This is a genomic window from Azospirillum sp. B4, assembly GCF_000333275.1.
GTDB lineage: Bacteria > Pseudomonadota > Alphaproteobacteria > Azospirillales > Azospirillaceae > Nitrospirillum.
This window is the reverse complement of record NZ_BACU01000678.1, coordinates 1-16,919: the sequence shown is the minus strand read 5'-3', so window position 1 is coordinate 16,919 and position 16,919 is coordinate 1. Positions and strand designations below refer to the sequence as shown.

At 67.8% G+C, this 16,919-nt stretch carries 13 protein-coding genes and 1 pseudogene; 7 read left to right on the top strand and 7 right to left on the bottom strand.

What is annotated here, in order from left to right:
• On the bottom strand, positions 1 to 204 hold a 204-nt coding region (locus I55_RS30610), incomplete at its 3' end, for a hypothetical protein (RefSeq protein WP_148294061.1).
• Positions 201 to 917 (bottom strand): response regulator, encoded by a 717-nt coding sequence (locus tag I55_RS30605; protein ID WP_044564510.1) that lies wholly within the window; start codon positions 915 to 917, stop codon positions 201 to 203. The genes I55_RS30610 and I55_RS30605, both read right to left, overlap by 4 nt.
• A gap of 298 nt (positions 918 to 1,215) precedes the next feature.
• On the opposite strand from I55_RS30605, the gene I55_RS30600 reads away from it, so the two are divergent.
• The 4 genes from I55_RS30600 to I55_RS30585 all read left to right on the top strand — a co-directional run bounded on the left by I55_RS30600 (position 1,216) and on the right by I55_RS30585 (position 5,704).
• Positions 1,216 to 1,482 (top strand): PepSY domain-containing protein, encoded by a 267-nt coding sequence (locus tag I55_RS30600; protein ID WP_044564509.1) that lies wholly within the window; start codon positions 1,216 to 1,218, stop codon positions 1,480 to 1,482.
• A gap of 198 nt (positions 1,483 to 1,680) precedes the next feature.
• Positions 1,681 to 3,210 (top strand): PLP-dependent aminotransferase family protein, encoded by a 1,530-nt coding sequence (locus tag I55_RS30595; protein ID WP_044564508.1) that lies wholly within the window; start codon positions 1,681 to 1,683, stop codon positions 3,208 to 3,210.
• 362 nt (positions 3,211 to 3,572) lie between these two features.
• Positions 3,573 to 4,790, top strand: coding sequence for a 5-aminolevulinate synthase (gene hemA, locus I55_RS30590; RefSeq protein ID WP_044564507.1), 1,218 nt, complete (start codon positions 3,573 to 3,575; stop codon positions 4,788 to 4,790).
• Positions 4,791 to 4,933: 143 nt separating this feature from the next.
• Complete coding sequence (locus tag I55_RS30585; RefSeq protein ID WP_044564506.1) at positions 4,934 to 5,704, top strand: Hpt domain-containing protein; 771 nt, start codon at positions 4,934 to 4,936, stop codon at positions 5,702 to 5,704.
• Between the two features lie 124 nt (positions 5,705 to 5,828).
• Here the strand turns inward: I55_RS30585 and I55_RS30580 are convergent, their stop codons facing one another.
• Complete coding sequence (locus I55_RS30580; protein WP_044564505.1) at positions 5,829 to 6,647, bottom strand: alpha/beta fold hydrolase; 819 nt, start codon at positions 6,645 to 6,647, stop codon at positions 5,829 to 5,831.
• Between the two features lie 126 nt (positions 6,648 to 6,773).
• Between I55_RS30580 and I55_RS30575 the strand changes: the two genes are divergently transcribed.
• Entirely contained in the window at positions 6,774 to 7,700 is a 927-nt protein-coding gene (locus I55_RS30575; RefSeq protein ID WP_044564504.1) for a LysR family transcriptional regulator, read from the top strand.
• Here the strand turns inward: I55_RS30575 and I55_RS30570 are convergent.
• The 4 genes from I55_RS30570 to I55_RS30550 form a co-directional block, all read right to left on the bottom strand.
• The gene (locus I55_RS30570) at positions 7,692 to 7,964 is read right to left on the bottom strand and encodes a hypothetical protein (protein ID WP_044564503.1); all 273 of its coding nucleotides are present in this window, start codon (positions 7,962 to 7,964) and stop codon (positions 7,692 to 7,694) included. The two genes, I55_RS30575 and I55_RS30570, sit on opposite strands and share 9 nt — an antisense overlap.
• Positions 7,965 to 8,136: 172 nt before the next feature.
• Positions 8,137 to 8,688 (bottom strand): gamma carbonic anhydrase family protein, encoded by a 552-nt coding sequence (locus tag I55_RS30565; RefSeq protein ID WP_044564502.1) that lies wholly within the window; start codon positions 8,686 to 8,688, stop codon positions 8,137 to 8,139.
• Positions 8,689 to 8,899: 211 nt separating this feature from the next.
• On the bottom strand, positions 8,900 to 9,943 hold the full coding sequence (gene argC / locus I55_RS30555) for an N-acetyl-gamma-glutamyl-phosphate reductase (RefSeq protein WP_044564500.1): 1,044 nt from the start codon (positions 9,941 to 9,943) through the stop codon (positions 8,900 to 8,902).
• A 158-nt stretch (positions 9,944 to 10,101) separates the two neighbouring features.
• Positions 10,102 to 12,051: a cache domain-containing protein gene (locus tag I55_RS30550; protein ID WP_049974660.1), complete on the bottom strand. Its 1,950-nt coding sequence runs from the start codon at positions 12,049 to 12,051 to the stop codon at positions 10,102 to 10,104.
• 637 nt (positions 12,052 to 12,688) lie between these two features.
• Between I55_RS30550 and I55_RS39615 the strand changes: the two are divergent.
• Together I55_RS39615 and I55_RS30545 are read left to right on the top strand one after the other, a co-directional pair.
• Positions 12,689 to 12,802: pseudogene (locus I55_RS39615) on the top strand (hypothetical protein); the annotation flags it as partial.
• Positions 12,803 to 12,820: 18 nt separating this feature from the next.
• On the top strand, positions 12,821 to 16,919 hold a 4,099-nt coding region (locus I55_RS30545; protein WP_064742558.1), incomplete at its 3' end, for a hypothetical protein.

Below are 16,919 nucleotides of genomic sequence, written 5' to 3'. Positions count from 1 at the left end.
CTTGTCGCGGATGTCGGCCGGCTGGTGATCCACCACGCCAGCGATGCTGGCCAGGCATCCGGCCAGCTGCCCGCTCTGCGCCGCCGCCACCGCTTCCGCCCGGTCGGTGCGGTAAAGGCCCAGCGCGATGGCCTGGCTCAGCAGGATGCCGCCAACCAGCACGGCGAAGATGGAATAGGACATGCGGTCGGTGACGGCCCTCATGGCGTGCCCACCTCGGCGGAGAAGATATAGCCGCCGGACCGCACGGTCTTGATGATGGCGGGGTCGGCGGGGTCGGTCTCGATCTTGCGGCGCAGGCGGCTGATTTGCACGTCGATGGACCGGTCGAAGGGGCCGGCGGCGCGTCCGCGGGTGATTTCCAGCAGGTCGTCGCGCGACAGCACGCGGCGCGGCCGCTGCACCAGGGCCAGAAGCAGTTCATACTCACCAGCGGTCAGCGCGATCTCCTCCCCCGACGCGGCGCTCAGGCGCCGCTGGGCGGGGTCCAGCATATAGCCGGCGAAGCTGAAGGCGCCCGCCGCCGGGCTGCCACCCACGGCCGCCCCCTGGGACCGGCGCAGCACCGCCTTGATGCGCGCCACCAGCTCCCGGGGGTTGAACGGCTTGGGCAGGTAGTCATCGGCCCCGATCTCCAGGCCCAGAATGCGGTCCGCGTCCTCACCCATGGCCGACAGCATGACCACCGGCGGCCCGGATTCCGCGCGGATGGCGCGGCAGAGGGCCAGGCCATCCTCGCCCGGCAGCATCAGGTCCAGCACGATCAGGTCGATGTTCCGGTCGGCCAGGAACTTGCGCATCTCCTGCCCGTCGCGGGCGGCGGTGACACGATAGCCGTGCCGCGTCAGGTAGCGGGTCAGCAGATCGCGGATTTCCCGGTCGTCGTCGACCACCAGCAGATGAATGTTCTCAGACATCTCAAGTCCCTATGCGGGCCCGGCCCCACCCCAGCCAAGGGCTTTCCAACAAGCGGATCCGGGCATGGACAACTGTACCGGCAATCCCCGTCGCGTCCGACGGTGATGTTGTAACGACACTGTAAATACCCGCAAGGGCGGTTACGCACTGTTTCATTCGGCCGCCTTGTCCGAAATCACGGCGAAACAGGGACATGGTGAGATGGGATCGTCAACGAACAACAGGATCGCCCCCGGAAAGCGGAAGCCCCTCCCCGGCGGGCCCCCCCCAAGCCAACCATCCCAGAGGAGAACCACCATGAACCGTTTCGCCGCCCTGATGACCGCCGCCGTCGTTCTCGCCGGTGCCGCCGCCCCGGCCTTCGCCGACGAAGCCATGGTCAGCAGCTCCGACGCCCGCAAGGCCGTGCAGGCCTACCTGCAGGAGCATGACAAGGCCAACCTGCGTGTCGGCAGCGCCACCCGCAAGGACGAATACTACAACGTCACCGTGTCCACCGCCGAAGGCATCCCGGTGAAGGCCTTCCACGTCGACGCCACCAGCGGCAAGGTCCTGGACCGCTAACCCATCCCTTCCGCGGAAGGCCGCCTGGCGGCCCTCCGCCCCCCAGCGAGACCGGTGGTGGTGGCGCCCCTTCCCCGCCGCCGGTTCGAAACGGGATGGCCTGATGGTCGTGTGGCCATCCCTGATCGCACCCGGCGGACGGCTCGCGCGCTTGAGCCGTCCGCCGGCCCCTCCCGCCTCCCACTTCGGAGACGCCCCATGAAAAGCCGACGCGGGCCCCTGCTCACGCTGACGGACGGCGGTGAAGGCGGCTCCCTGCAACAGCGCCTGTTCGACCGCCTGCGCCATGCCATCGCCACCGGCGTGGTGGCACCAGGCGAGCGCCTGCCCTCCACCCGCACATTGGCCCGCGACATGGGCCTGTCGCGCAACACCGCCGTGGCCGCCATCGAGCGCCTGACGGCGGAAGGCTACCTGGAATCCCGGGTCGGCTCCGGCACCTTCGTGGTGGAGAACCTGCCCCCCGACTACGCCCCGGCCGAGGCCCGCGCCCCGGCGCCGCGCCCCCAGGGGCCCGCCCCGACGGAAGGCGGCCTACCCTCACCCACCCTGCCCTTCCGCCCCGGCATCGCCGCCGGCGACCAGCTGGACGTCGAGGCCTGGCGCCGCGCGCTCAGCCGCTCCTGGCGCAGCCTGTCGGCCCGCGCGCTGGAGCGGGACAGCGCCCCCGGCTGGCGCCCGCTGCGTGTGGCGCTGGCCAGCTTCCTGGAGGCCAGCCGCGGCCTGCGCTGCCATCCCGACCAGATCCTGATCCTGCCCGGCCGCGCCGCGGCGCTGGACCTGGCGGTGGGCCTGGCCGCCAGCCCCGGCGACCGGGTGTGGACGGAGGATCCCGGCTGCCCCCTGACCCACGCCCTGGTGCGTCGCCTGGGCATGGTGCCGGTGCCGGTGCCGGCCGACGCCGATGGCCTGGACCCGGCCAAAGGCGAGGCGCTGGCGCCCGACGCCCGCCTGGCCGTGGTCACCGCCAACTGCCAGATGCCGCTGGGCACGGTCATGAGCCTGGAACGCCGACAGGCCTTGCTGGATTGGGCCGCCCGCGTGGACGCCCGCGTCATCGAGGATGACGGCGACGGCGGCTTCACCTTCGAGACCCGCCCGCCGGCCACGCTGATGAGCCTGGACCGCGCCGCCGCGGCCGCGCGCGGCAACCGCGTGCTGCATGTCGGCGGGTTCGAGCGCATCCTTTATCCCGGCCTGCGCATCGCCTACCTGGTGGTGCCGGAGGACCTGCTGGACCGGGCCCTGGACCTGCGCGCCCTGTTCGAGCTGCACGCCCCCGTGGTGGAACAGAGCGCCCTGGCGGAGTTCATCGACGAAGGGCACCTGGCCTCCCACCTGCGGCGCGCCCGCCTGACCTATCAGGAACGGCGCGAAACCCTGATGGACGCCGCCCGCCGCCTGTGGGCCGGCGCCCTGACGCTGACGCCGGCCGCGGCCGGGCTGCAGATGGCCGCCCGCCTGACCGACGGACTGACCTGGAAGGCCGCCCCGGGCCTGTCGCCCGACATGGCCCTGCGCCATGCCGCCCGCGCGCGCTCCATCGACGTGACGCCGCTCAGCAGCTTCCACGCCCCCCCCGGCGGCGCCCTGGGGGGCCACAGGACCGGCACCCAGGGCCTTGTCTTGGGCTACGCCGCCTTCTCGCCACCCCTGATCCTGAAGGCGGCGCAGCGCCTGGCGGAGACGCTGGACGCGCATGCCAGCGGCACGGCCTGCGCCTATTGATTGCCGGCCATCCCGCCCCTTGAGGAATTTCGTTGCGCGCGGTGCCGCTGGCGAAAGCGACCGCCATTCGACCAAAGAATGGCCGCTTGGGCATTTTGTCCAGCGCATCCGGGCTTTTCACCCCGGGGTTTCGGGGTTAAGGTCCATTTGCCCGCCGAATTGATCAACATCAAAGCTGATGGCCCCGGTCCACTGGCAAGGTGCATTCGCTCGGTCGCGGCCTGCCGGCACTTGCCAGCGGGGGCTTGGCTGCCCACTATGACAGCTGAGCCCATGGTCGGTGGTGGTTGCGTATCGACCGGTAGCTTGCCGCCGGTCTTCTATGGACTAGAGGACCGCTCCACGAAGGAGCCATCGGACAGATGGATTACGAAGCCTTTTTCCGCTCCCAGATCGATGGCCTTCGTCGCGAGGGCCGCTACCGCATTTTCGCCGATCTGGAACGCCGCGTGGGCGAGTTTCCGACCGCGTCCTACTACCCCTCCCCGGACGAGCCGCCGCGCGACGTGACCGTGTGGTGCAGCAACGACTATCTGGGCCAGGGGCAGAACCCGGTCGTGCTGGACGCCATGCGCGAGGCGCTGGCCAAGTCCGGCGCCGGCGCCGGCGGCACCCGCAACATCTCCGGCACCAACCACTACCACGTGCTGCTGGAACGGGAGCTGGCGGACCTGCACCGCAAGGAAGCGGCCCTGCTGTTCACCTCGGGCTACATCTCCAATGAGGCGTCGCTGTCGACGCTGCCCAAGCTGCTGCCCAATTGCGTCGTCTTCTCCGACGCGCTGAACCATGCCTCGATGATCGAGGGCATCCGGCACAGCGGCGCGGAAAAGCATATCTTCCGCCACAACGATCCTGAGCACCTGGACCAGATGCTGAGCCGCTATCCGGCCGACCGCCCCAAGCTGGTGGCGTTCGAGAGCGTCTATTCCATGGATGGCGACATCGCCCCCATCGCCGAAATCTGCGACGTGGCCGACAAGCACGGCGCCATGACCTATCTGGATGAGGTCCACGCGGTCGGCATGTACGGCCCGCGCGGCGCCGGCGTGGCGGAACGTGACGGCGTGCTGGACCGGCTGACGGTCATCGAAGGCACGCTGGGTAAAGCCTTCGGCCTGATGGGCGGCTACATCACCGGTTCCGCCGCCCTCGTCGATTGCGTGCGGAGCTTCGCTTCCAGCTTCATCTTCACCACCTCCATCGCTCCGGTCATAGCCGCCGGCGCCGCCGCCTCCGTCCGCTACCTGAAGGAGCATGATGAGCTGCGCGCGCTGCATCAGGAGCGCGCGGCGACGCTGAAGCGCCTGCTGTCGCAGGCCGGCCTGCCGGTCATGCCGTCGGTCAGTCATATCGTGCCGGTGCTGGTGGGTGATCCGCGCCTGTGCAAGCAGGCCAGCGACGACCTGCTGACCAAGCATGACATCTATGTCCAGCCCATCAACTACCCCACCGTGCCCCGCGGCACGGAACGGCTGCGCATCACGCCCACGCCCTTCCATGGCGACGACCATATGGCCCGCCTGGTGGATGCCTTGCTGGACGTGTGGAGCCGGCTGGAACTGCGCAAGGCCGCCTGACGGCCCTTTCCGACAAAAGGCCGCCCGCCGGGGCGGCCTTTTTCATTCAACCGATACCAATGCACCGGTGCGCCAGAACGGTCCCCGTCTTGCGCTCCGGCCCGCCAGCGGGCTAGATCCCGGGGTGGAGCTTGAGGGACGCCATGGTTGAGCAGACTGATTTCGACGATCTTGTGGAACAGCTCAAGGTCGAATTCCGTGACGACGTCCATGACCGGCTGGGGGCCTTGTATGAGACGCTGAAAGCCGTCTCTCTGGGCCGCATGGCCACGACCGATGGCCTGCTGGCCGTCCGCCGCGATGCCCACAGCCTGCGTGGTTCCGGCACCTCCTTCGGTTTCCCGCTGGTCAGCCTGATCGCCCAGCGTCTTGAGGCTTACCTGAACAGCCTGAAGGACCTGACGGAAAGCCAGATCGTCGACCTTCACACCTTCGCCGACCGCATCGCGGAAGCGGCGGACCGTGACGACACGCCGGACTTGGCCGCGACCAACGCCGTCATCCGCGCCCTGCCGTCGCGCTATGAGTTCGATATCGCGGACGTGGAGGTCCACGACGTCGACATCATGCTGGTCAGCCCCAACAAGATCGTGGCCCGCCGGGTGGCGGCGGAACTGGCGGCCTGCGGCTTCAAGATCAACACGTTGGCCGATCCCATCGAAGCGCTGTCCGTGGCCGTGCGCTTGCCGCCAGACATGATCATCGCGTCGGCCGTCATGGACGGCCTGGGCGGGGTGGATTTGATCCGCGCGCTGAAGGCCATCTCCCTGACCGAGGGCGTGCCCATGGCCCTGCTAACCAGCCTGGATGCCGCCAGCCTGAAGGGCGTGCCGGACGATGTCGCGACCGTGCGGCTGGGCCCCAGCTTCGGTGACGACATCGCCGCCGCCATCACCCGTTTCGACCTGGGCTGAGGCGGGGCCACCCCAGACGCGCCGCGCCGGTGGAAGGGTCCTTGACGTCATTGGCCCCTTCACACCGGCAAGGGCCGGGAAGCCAGCAGCCTTCCTCAGCCCTTTTGAAGCGCGGCCGATGCCGTCAAGACCTGATGAATGAGAGCAGGTCGGGGTTGAGGACATCCGCGTGGGTGGTCAGCATGCCATGGGGGTAGCCCGGGTAGGTCTTCAGCGACCCGTTCTTGAGCAGATCGACCGCGCGCGGCACGGAACTCGCGAAGGGGACGACCTGGTCCGCCTCGCCATGCATCACCAGCACTGGCACGGTGATCTTCCTGAGGTCTTCGGTATAGTCCTCCAGCCAGGTATCGACAGTCGCGTGGTGAGCCAGGGCACCACCGGCCATACCCTGGCGCCACCAGTTGGCGATGATCGCCTCCGAAGGCTCGGCCCCGTCGAGGTTGTAACCGTAGAACGGGTTCTCGGGGACGAACCGGTAGAACTGCGACCGGTTGCCCAGCACACCCGCGCGGATCGCTTCGAACCACTCCGGCGGCTGGCCGGACGGGTTGTCCTCGCTCCGGTACATGTTCGGCGTCAGGGAAGCGACCAATACCGCCTTCGCGACGCGCTCCTGGTGGCGGGCGACATAGCGGGCCACCTCGCCCCCACCGGTCGAGTGCCCGATGTGGATCGCGTCGCGCAGGTCGAGGTGCTCGGTCAGGGCCGCGAGGTCGGCAACCCAATGGTCCATGTCGTTGCCGGTGCCAGGCTGGTCGGATCGGCCATGGCCGCGCCGGTCGTGGGCGATCACCCGGTAGCCGTGGCGCAGGAAGAAGGTCATCTGGGCGTCCCAATCGTCCGCCGTAAGCGGCCAGCCGTGGCTGAAAACGATCGGCTGGCCCGAGCCCCAATCCTTGTAGAAGATGTTCACATCGTCCGGGGTGGTAATGGTCGGCATCAAGTCGCTCCGTCTCAATCACTGTGTGAGTTCTGACTTCGGGGCGAGCGTAAGTTCCCCTTCTGCCGGTGACAAAGACCTTGTACGTTCAACCTATGCTTTAAAGGCATAGGGAGGAGGGGTTCGATGGAACTACGGCATCTCCGTTATTTCGTCGCCGTTGCGGAAGAAGGCGGGCTGCTATCCGCCGCCCAGCGGCGGCTGCACACCTCCCAGCCATCCCTGAGCCGGCAAATTCGCGACCTGGAAGCGGAAGTCGGCGTGACGTTGCTGGAGCGGCAGGCACGCGGCGTGACACTGACCCCCGCGGGGCGCGTCTTTCTCGATCATGCGCGGCTGGCGCTTCTGCAGGTCGAGGCGGCGACCGATGCCGCCCGCCGGATGGCGCAGCCGGAAAGACCCGCGCTCACCCTCGGGTTCATGGTGGGGCTTGAGGTCACGTGGCTTCCCCACTTGCTGCGCATCATCCGCGAGGAGGCGCCGGACGTCGAAATCACCCTGAGCAGTCTCTCTTCCCCGGAACTTGCCGTGGCCCTGATGCGCGGCAGGTTGGACGTCGCCTTCCTTCGCCCCGAGGTCCAGAGCGTGGGCCTATCCTTCAAACTGCTGGCGAAAGAGCCGGTGATCGTCGTGCTGCCAGCGGGACATCGCCTGGCTTCCCGCAAAAAGATCGAACCGCGGGAACTGGCCGGCGAAACTTATGTCAGCTCGGCCAGAACCTCCCCGGTCCTGCAATCGGTGATCCAGGATTACGCGACGAAGGTCGGGATCACGCTCAAGGCGAAGTACGAGGGGGAGAACATATCGTCGGCAATGTCGCTGGTCGCGTCCACGGGCGGCGTCACGCTGGTGCCGCTCTATGCGCAAAACATGCTGACACCCAACGTCGTGGCCAGGGCGCTGGAGGGCACGCCCCCGACCGTCGACCTCACCCTGGGATACAACCAGGCGAATCCATCCCGCCTGCTTCGGCAGCTTTTGTCCCGTGCGGATGAACTGGCCGAAAGCGTCCAGAATCAGAGCATCATCCGATACGCCGGAGCGTTATCGTGACCTGACGCCATCTCTGGCCCTCAAGCAGGGATGGGCAAGCAGGGAGGGGCCGGCGGCGCGCAGCCAGGCCAGCGCCTTGCCGCGATCGCCAAAAACCGCCTCCGCCAGCGCCAGCGCGCTGGCGGCACGGAAGGCCTGCTCGCTGGCCTCCATGGCCGACAGGCGGGGTGGCCGTCCCGGCTTGGCCCGCAAGCGCCCCTGCCACGCGGCAGTCGCATGAAAGCGGCGTAGGGTATGATCGGTCCGCAGTGACGGCTTGGTCATGGAGCATCCTCCACCAGGTCACATATCATGCGCGGGCGACACCCAAACGGCTTATAGATCACCCATTCCAGGGCCGAGTCCCCACGCGAAATGGTCAACGCGCCTCCCATTATGCGCCGCGCGACCCGCCTGACCATGACTCAAATCAGCCCATCCGGCAACCCATCCTAGCTCAGCCAATCTCGCCGAGGTACTGCCGGGAAAGACGGACATAATGCGGCGCGGTCAGGGGCAGCGTGGCCTTGTCCTGCTCCGTGAGGGGGCGCAGGAGACGCGCCGGGCTACCACCCCACAATTCGCCTGCCTTGACCCGCTTGCCGGGGGTCACCAGGGCGCCGGCGGCCACCATGGCGCCCGCCTCGACCACGGCGCCGTCCATGACACAGGCCTTCATGCCGATGAAGGCGCCGTCCTCGATGACGCAGCCGTGCAGCAAGGCCATGTGGCCCACCGTCACGTTGTCGCCGATCACGGTGGCGAAGCGCTGGTGGGTGCAGTGGACGGTGGTGCCGTCCTGGATGTTGGTCCGGCGGCCGATGCGGATCTGGTTCACGTCGCCGCGCACGACCACGTTGTACCAGAGGCTGGCCTCCTCCCCGATCTCCACGTCGCCGATGACGATCGCGTTGGCCAGGAAGGCGCTGGCATGGATGCGGGGCAGCACGCCCTTGTAGGGCAGCACCGTGGGCCGCACGGTCGTGAGGGCCTCGCTGACGTTGGTCATTTTTTCTCCCTCATGCGCCGGGCGGCCACATCCGTGGCCTTGGCTTCCTCAATTTCCGGTCCGCTACGCTCCCCGGAAATCTCCGGCGGACGCAGTCGCATCCTAACCATCATGCGACGCATGATGGTCTTCGTGTTGCGCAAGGAAAAGAGGCCCGCGCTTAACACCCGGGCCCCATACACAAGGCGGTTTCCCAATCACGGGAACCCTATCACGGGAATAGCGGCGCCTGTTCCAGGCCGCGATCCTCGGGATAGCCCATCATCAGGTTCATGTTCTGGATGGCCTGGCCCGAGGCGCCCTTCACCAGGTTGTCGATGACCGACAGCAGGATGGCGCGGCCCGGCACACGGTCGGGGAAGACACCGATCAGGCAATGGTTGCTGCCCTTCACGTGGCGGGTCTGCGGCGCCACGCCGGCGGGCAGCACGCGCACGAAGGTCTCACCCTTGTAGGCGTCCACCAGGGCGGCGCGCAGGTCATCGGCCGTCTTGCCCGGCGCCAGCTTCACATAGATGCTGGCATGGATCCCGCGGCTCATGGGCATCAGGTGGGGGGTGAAGTTCAGCACCACCGGCTTGCCGGCGGCCTCACTGACGCCCTGCTCGATCTCCGGCGCGTGGCGATGGCCGGCGACGCCGTAGGCATGCACGCCCTCCGCCACCTCGCCATACAGGTTGGCCTGCTTGGCGTCGCGGCCGGCCCCGGACACACCCGACTTGGCATCGATGATGATGTCGTCGGCCAGAACCAGCCCCTGGCGCAACAGCGGCAGAAGCGGCAGTTGCGAGGCGGTGGGGTAGCAGCCGGGGTTGGCCACCAGGCGGGCGGCCTTCACCGCCGCCCGGTTCGCCTCGACCAGGCCATACACGGCCTCGGCCTGCAGCTCCGGCGCCTTGTGGGCGTGGCCGTACCAGGTGGCGTAGGTTTCCACGTCGTGCAGGCGGAAATCGGCGGACAGATCCACCACCTTCAGCCGCGGCGGCAAGGCGGCGATGACCTCCTGCGTCGTGCCGTGCGGCAGGGCGCAAAAGACGAAATCCACGCCATCCCAATCCACCTGGTCGATCTTCACCAGGTCCGGCAGGTCATATCCGCCCAGGTGGGGGAAGACCTCGGCCAGGGGCTTGCCGGCCTGTCGCTCCGCCGTCAGGGCCACCAGGCGGACGTCGGGGTGACGGACCAGCAGGCGGACCAGTTCGGCGCCGGTATAGCCGGAAGCACCGAGGATGGCGACGCGCAGGGCGGTGGACATGGGATGCGTTCTCCAAAAAAGCGGGTGGGGCAACGAAGGGTGGTCAAGCGCCACATGGTCAATCGCGGCCGATACTGCAACCAAGGGGAACGCATGGCCAAGGACACCTCGTCCCCTCAGCCATGCGTTATTGTCCGCCCCTTAAGATCGACGTGTCGTCAAAGCGTCACACCCGCCTTCTTCAGCGCCTGCTCCATCATGGCCATGCTGTCCCCGTCCATACGGAACTGGATGCGGACGACGCCTTCACTGATGCTGGCCACGCGGCCCGGGATGGCGTGATCGCCCAGGCCGCCAACCAGCAGATCGTCGCCTGGCTTGTTGGCCATGCGGCCCACGCGCGCGGACAACCCGGCCGCCGACAGGTCGATGGTGCGGCCCTCATAAACCGGCCCGGCCTTGCCGCCGGCCATGCACTGCACGGTGATGGGCAGGTCGGCCGGAATGCGCTCGAACTTCCGGCGGTCCCCGGCGTGCTCCATCGCCGCCAGGAACTCCTCCACCTCCGTCTGCAGCTGCTCCGCCTGAACGGACAGCTCGCCCGCCGCCGCGTGCAGCTGGCTGGAAGCGCTGAGGGTGAAGACGGCGCTTTCCTCCACCGTGTGCATGTTGCCCGCCACTTCCGCCGTGCGGGCCGCCGCCTCCTGCACGTTGCGGCTGATCTCGGTGGTGGCCGCCCCCTGCTGGGTCACGGCCGAGGCGATGGTGGCGGAGTTGCCGCCCATCTGCTCGATGACATCGGTGATGTAGGTGATGATCGACACCGCGTCGGCGGCCGCCGACTGCACCGCGGTGGCACGGCTGGCGATGTCGCCAGTGGCCTTGGCCGTCTGGCCGGCCAGCGACTTCACCTCGTGCGCCACGACGGCGAAGCCCTTGCCGGCCTCCCCCGCCCGCGCCGCCTCGATGGTGGCGTTCAGCGCCAGCAGGTTGGTCTGGCCAGCGATGTCGTTGATCAGCTGCACCACCGTCTGGACACCGGCCGCCACGTCCGACAGTTCCGCCATCACGGTGCTCGCCTTGCGCGCCTCCTCCACCGCGCGGGCGGTGGTGGCCGCGGTGAACTCCACCTGGCGGCCAATCTCGGCGCTGGAAACCGTCAGCTCCTCCGTCGCGGCCGCGACGGTCTGGGCATTCTGATTGGCGGCCGTGGCACCGGTCGCCACCGTCACCGCCAGGCCACTGGTGATCTCCGCCTGTTCGCGCAGGCCGCCGGAGGTGGCCTCCAGCTCCGTCGAGGCGGCGGCCACGGCCCGCAGCTTGCCGGCCATCATGGTCTTGAAGTCGCGCACCAGCACCTCCAGCGCCTCATGCCGGCGATGCTGCGCCTCCTGGGCCGCTTGCCGTTCCGCCTCCAACCGTCGGGCAGTCAGGGCATGGTCGCGGAATATCTCCAGCGCGCGCGCCATCTCCCCCAGTTCGTTGGGGGCGCCGGTGCCCTCGATGGCCACCGCCAGGTCGCCGTCGGCCATGCGGCGCATGACCCCGGTCATGCGGCCCAGGCCCCGGGACAGGCTGCGGGCGATGACGAAAGATAGCGAGCCCACGATCAACAGGGCCAGCACCGCCTCCACCACACCGGCCAGGATCAAGGCGCGGCCTTGGGCCTGCACGTCGTCCATGTAGACGCCGGAGCCCAGCACCCAGCCCCAGGCCGGCACCAGGGTGACATAGGACAGCTTGTCCACCGGCTCGGTCTGCCCCGGGCGCGGCCATTTGTAAGGCACGAAGCCATGCCCCTCCGGCCCGGTCGCCATGGCGACGAAATCGCGGAACATGTGGATCCCACCGGGATCCTTGAAGTCCGTCATGTCCTTGCCGTCGAGATTCGGCTGGGTCGGGTGCATGACCAGGACGCCTTTGGTGTCGTTGACGAAGACATATTCGCCAGCGAAGCGTACGGCCTTTAGGGCGGCCAACGCGGCGGCCTGAGCCTCCGCCTTCGGCATAAGGCCCTGTTTTTCCTTCCCGATATAGGCTTCGACGATGCTCTGGGCGGCCCCCACCGCGTCGCGCGCCATTTCACGGCGGTTGTCGAACAGCTGCCCCCGCTGCTGCACGACGCCAATACATATGTAGATCAACGCCGCCAGGATGGCGACGCCCACTAAAACCCAAAGCCGTTGATTGATTGTTCGGTTGGAGAACCACCGCATCTGCCGCCCCTTTTTTTCCCGTTTCTTGTCGTGTCCGACATCTCATCTGCTCGTGATGGAAATATCCGACACCGCGTCTCGCTTCAACCATGTGTATACGGTCTCGCCCACGAGGGTACCCCCGCTGGCTCAGAGCCCCCAGTCCGATATGATAACGGGGGGCATGACCAGGGCTTGTGGAAAACAACGCCAAATCAACAGGTTTTGGAACATTCCCGAATCCTCCCAAGCCCCAGCATTAACCAGACGTGACTCCGCAGGGGACGCGGGCGGGCCGCATCACAGGCAAGTGGCGAGGCTCCTGTTCTTGGCCGTCGTCTCTGAAACTCACCTTGTGGTTAGTTTTTATCCAAATTAAAGTGGCGTGGTGTCCGGGCTGGGTATGCAGCGCGTCGGATTTTTACTCAGGCACCCCTGTATATCGGCGTACCCTGAACGGGGGCGCCGCGCCGGGGATGAAAGTACTTCCGCCGGTCCCAGAAGGGGGGCGTCGGAAGACCCAATACCCGCGTGGCTGCGGGTCCGCCTAAAAGAGGCGCAGTTCTGCCGAGTGTGAAGCATCTCAAAAGAGATGTGATCGGAGAGGGTGATGGCTTCGTCTATTGGTTCTTTAAGCCCATCGCAGATTGCGGCTTATACGACGGCGAATATTCAAGCCCTGACCACTCAGGACGTCGCTGCCCTTACCACCGCACAGATCAGCGTCCTTTCCACCGAGCAAGTGGCGGCCTTCACGGTCAGCCAGATGGTTTTCAGCGCCCAGCAGTTACAGGCGTTCAGCGACACCGACATCGCCGCCTTCACCACCGCCGACCTTGAGGCCCTGAAGTCCAACCAGGTTCAGGCGCTGACCGCCGACCAGATCGATTCCCTCACCACCAGCCAGCTGACAGCCCTGACCACCGCCGACATGCGGGAGTTCAGCCGGGCGCAGCTGGGCTATTTCACCACCACCCAGCTGAACGCCCTGTCCACGGCCCAGGTGCAGGCGTTCACCTCCGCCCAGCTGGGCGGCCTGACCGCGGACCAGCTGTCCGCGCTCAACACCGGCAGCCTCTCCGCGCTCAGCAGCAGCCAGGTGATCGGCCTGTCCACCTCCCAGGTGCGGGCGCTGACCACCGACCAGCTGAACGCCCTGACCACCGCCGACATGCGGGAGTTCACCAACCTGCAGCTGGCCGCCTTGACCACGGATCAGGTCGTGGGGTTGAGCACCCGCAACCTGTCGGCGCTCAGCGGCACCCAGGTCGCGGCGCTGACCACCGCCCAGGTGAATGTGCTGACCACGGGGCAGGTCGCGGGGCTGACGACCGCCCAGGTTGTCGCGCTGACGCCGGCACAGGTGCGCACCCTGGACAGCGATCAGCTGGGCGCCCTGTCCACCGCCGACTTCCGGGCCCTGACAACCGCCCAGCTGATCAGCCTGACAACCGACCAGGTATCGACCCTCAGCACCGCCAACCTGTCGGCGCTGGGCGCCGCCCAGGTGGTGAAGCTGACCACCGCCCAGGTCCGGTCGTTGACCGACACGCAGCTGGCCGGGCTGACCACCGCCGATGTGCAAGAACTGGCCACCAACCAGATCTCCGCGCTGACGACGGATCAGCTGGGCGCGCTCACCACGGCGGAAATATCGGCGCTGACCACGAACCAGTCGGCGTCGTTGACGGCGGCGCAGGTCCGCGCGCTGGACACGGCCCAGGTGAACGCGCTGTCCACCGCCGACTTCAAGCTTTTCACCGTGGGGCAACTGACGGCGCTGACCAGCGACCAGATCGCCGGCCTGGCCACGGCCAGCCTATCCGCCCTCAGCACGGCGCAGGTCGCCCAGCTGTCCACCCAGCAGATCGGGGCGCTGACCACCACACAGCTGCGCGCGCTGTCGCAAGGGCAGCTGTCGGCGCTGACCACCGCCCAGATCAAGGCGCTGGATACGGACAACGTCGCGGCGCTGACCACCGCCCAGACCACACAGCTGACCTCATCCCAGCTGCGGGCCTTGAGCAGCGACCAGCTGAACGCCCTGTCCACCGCCGATGTGCGCAGCCTGACTGCGGGCCAGATCGTCGCCCTGACCTCGACCCAGGTGTCCGCGCTGGAGACGGGCAGCCTGGCGGCCCTGTCCACCAGCCAGGTGGCGCTGTTGACCAGCGGCCAGATCCGGGCCCTGAGCAGCGACCAGCTGAACGCCCTGTCCACGGCCGACGTGCGGGCCTTGACCACCGCGCAGATCGCGGCGCTGACCACCAGTCAGATCGCCAATCTGGCGACGGCAAGCGTGGCCGCCCTGACGTCCCAGCAGGCGGGCCAGCTGACGACCGCCCAGATCCGCCAGCTGACCACCGACCAGCTGGGCGCCCTGCCCTCCGCCGACGTCAGGGCGCTGAGTTCCGCCCAACTACGGGCCCTGACCACCGACCAGCTGTCGGCACTCAGCGGCAGCGCCATCGCCGGCTTCACCACCACCCAGCTGAACGGCTTCACCTCCGACCAGCTGGGCGCGCTGACCACCGACCAGATGGCTGGTTTGACCACCCTGCAGGTGGCGGGGTTCAGCACGGCCCAGGTGAAGGGCCTGACCAGCGATCAGCTGAACGCCTTCACCACGGCCGACATGGCGGCGCTGACCACGGCGCAGCTGGCGGTGCTGAGCACGGGCCAGCTGTCAAACCTCACCACCCTGAACGTCGCCGCCCTGTCCAGCGCCCAGGTGGCCCGCCTGACCACCGCCCAGCTGAGGGTGCTTAACAGCGACCAGTTGAACGCCTTCAGCACGGCGGATGCCCAGGCCCTGACCTCCGCCCAGGTGCGGGCGCTGACCACCGACCAGGTGTCGACGCTCAGCACCGCCAACTTGGCGGCCCTGACGTCGGCGCAACTGAACAACCTGACGGCCGGCCAGATAGGATCGCTGACCACCGACCAGGTGGCCGGCCTATCCACCGCCCAGGTCTTGGGCCTCACCTCCGCCCAGGTGAGGGTTCTGAGTAGCGATCAGCTGAACGCCCTGACCACGGCCGACCTCCGGGTCCTGGCCACAACCCTGACAGCGGCGCTGACCACCGACCAGGCCGCCGCCCTGGACACCGACGCCCTGGCGGCATTGAGCACCGCCCAGGTGGCGGCCCTGTCCAGCGCCCAGGTGCGGGCCCTGAGCAGTGATCAGCTGAACGCCCTGAGCACCGCCGGCATCCGCGCGCTGACCACCGCCCAGATTTTCGCGCTGACCACGGATCAGGTGTCCACCCTGGGCACCACCGGCCTGTCGGCCCTCAACAGCACCCAGGTGAACCGTCTGTCCGGCGCTCAGCTGCAATCGCTGACCAGCGATCAGCTGAACGCGCTGACGACCGCCGACATGAGGGAGTTCACCTCGGCCCAGCTGGCGACCTTCACCACCGACCAGATATCGACGCTGGGCACCGCCAACCTGGCGGCCCTGACGACGGCGCAGCTGATTGGCCTGACTTCTGGCCAGGTTGGGGCGCTGGCCACCGATCAGATCGGCGGGCTGGGCACGGCGCAGGTGGCCAGCCTGTCCACCACCCAGGTGCGAGCGCTGACCACCGACCAGCTCAACGCTTTCTCCAGCGCCGACGTGCGGGCGCTGACCTCCGCCCAGGTGGCGGTGCTGACCACCGGACAGCTGTCCAACCTGTCCACCGACACCGTGGCGGCGTTGACCACGGCGCAGGTGACGCGCCTCTCCTCCACCCAGCTGCGCGCGCTCAACAGCGACCAGCTGGGCGCATTCAGCACCGCTGACGCCCGCGCGCTGGGCACGGCCCAGATCGTAGCGCTGACGACGGACCAGATCTCGACGCTCGGCACCGACGCCCTTTCGGCCTTCACCAGCGCCCAGATCACCAGCCTGTCCAGCGGCCAGCTGCGATCCCTGACGTCGGATCAGCTGAACGCGCTGACGACGGCCGACATGCGGGAATTCACCGCGGCGCAGATATCCACGTTGACGACGGACCAGCTGTCGGCCCTGGCGTCGGACAACCTGTCGGCGCTGACCAGCGCCCAGGTCGCCGGACTGTCCGCCGGCCAGGTACGCTCCTTGACATCGGACCAGCTGAACACACTGACGACGGCCGACATACGGGAGTTCAGTTCCGCTCAGCTGTCCGTCCTCACCACCGATCAGCTGTCCACGCTCACCACCGGCAACCTCGCGGCACTGACCACCGTGCAGCTGGCCGGCCTGGGCACCGCACAGGTGGGGTCGCTGACCACGGACCAGGTAGCCGGCCTGTCCACGCTGCAGGTCTCCAAGCTGTCCACGGCCCAGGTGCGGGCGCTGGCAACCGACCAGCTGAACGCGCTGAACACCGCCGACGTGCGGGTCCTGAACTCCACCCAGATCGCGGCGCTGACAACCGACCAGCTGTCCGCGCTCAGCACCGACACGGTCGCCGCCCTGACCACCGCGCAGGTGGCCAGCCTGTCAGCCAGCCTGCTCACCGCCCTGACCACCGACCAGCTGGCGGCCTTCTCCACCGCAGACATCCGCGCCCTGACCTCCGCCCAGGTTTCGACGCTCACAACCGACCAGCTGTCGACGCTCAGCACCGACAACACCGCGGCGCTGACCACGGCCCAGGTGACACGCCTGTCAACGGCGCAGCTGCGGGCACTGACATCCGACCAGCTGAACGCGCTCTCCACCGCCGACGTGCGCGTCCTGACCTCCAGCCAGGTGGCGGCGCTCAGCACGGACCAGCTGTCGGCCTTGGACTCCGCCGCCCTGTCGGCGCTCGGCAGCAACCAGGTGGCCGGCCTGTCGAGCGGCCAGGTGCAATCGCTGACATCGGACC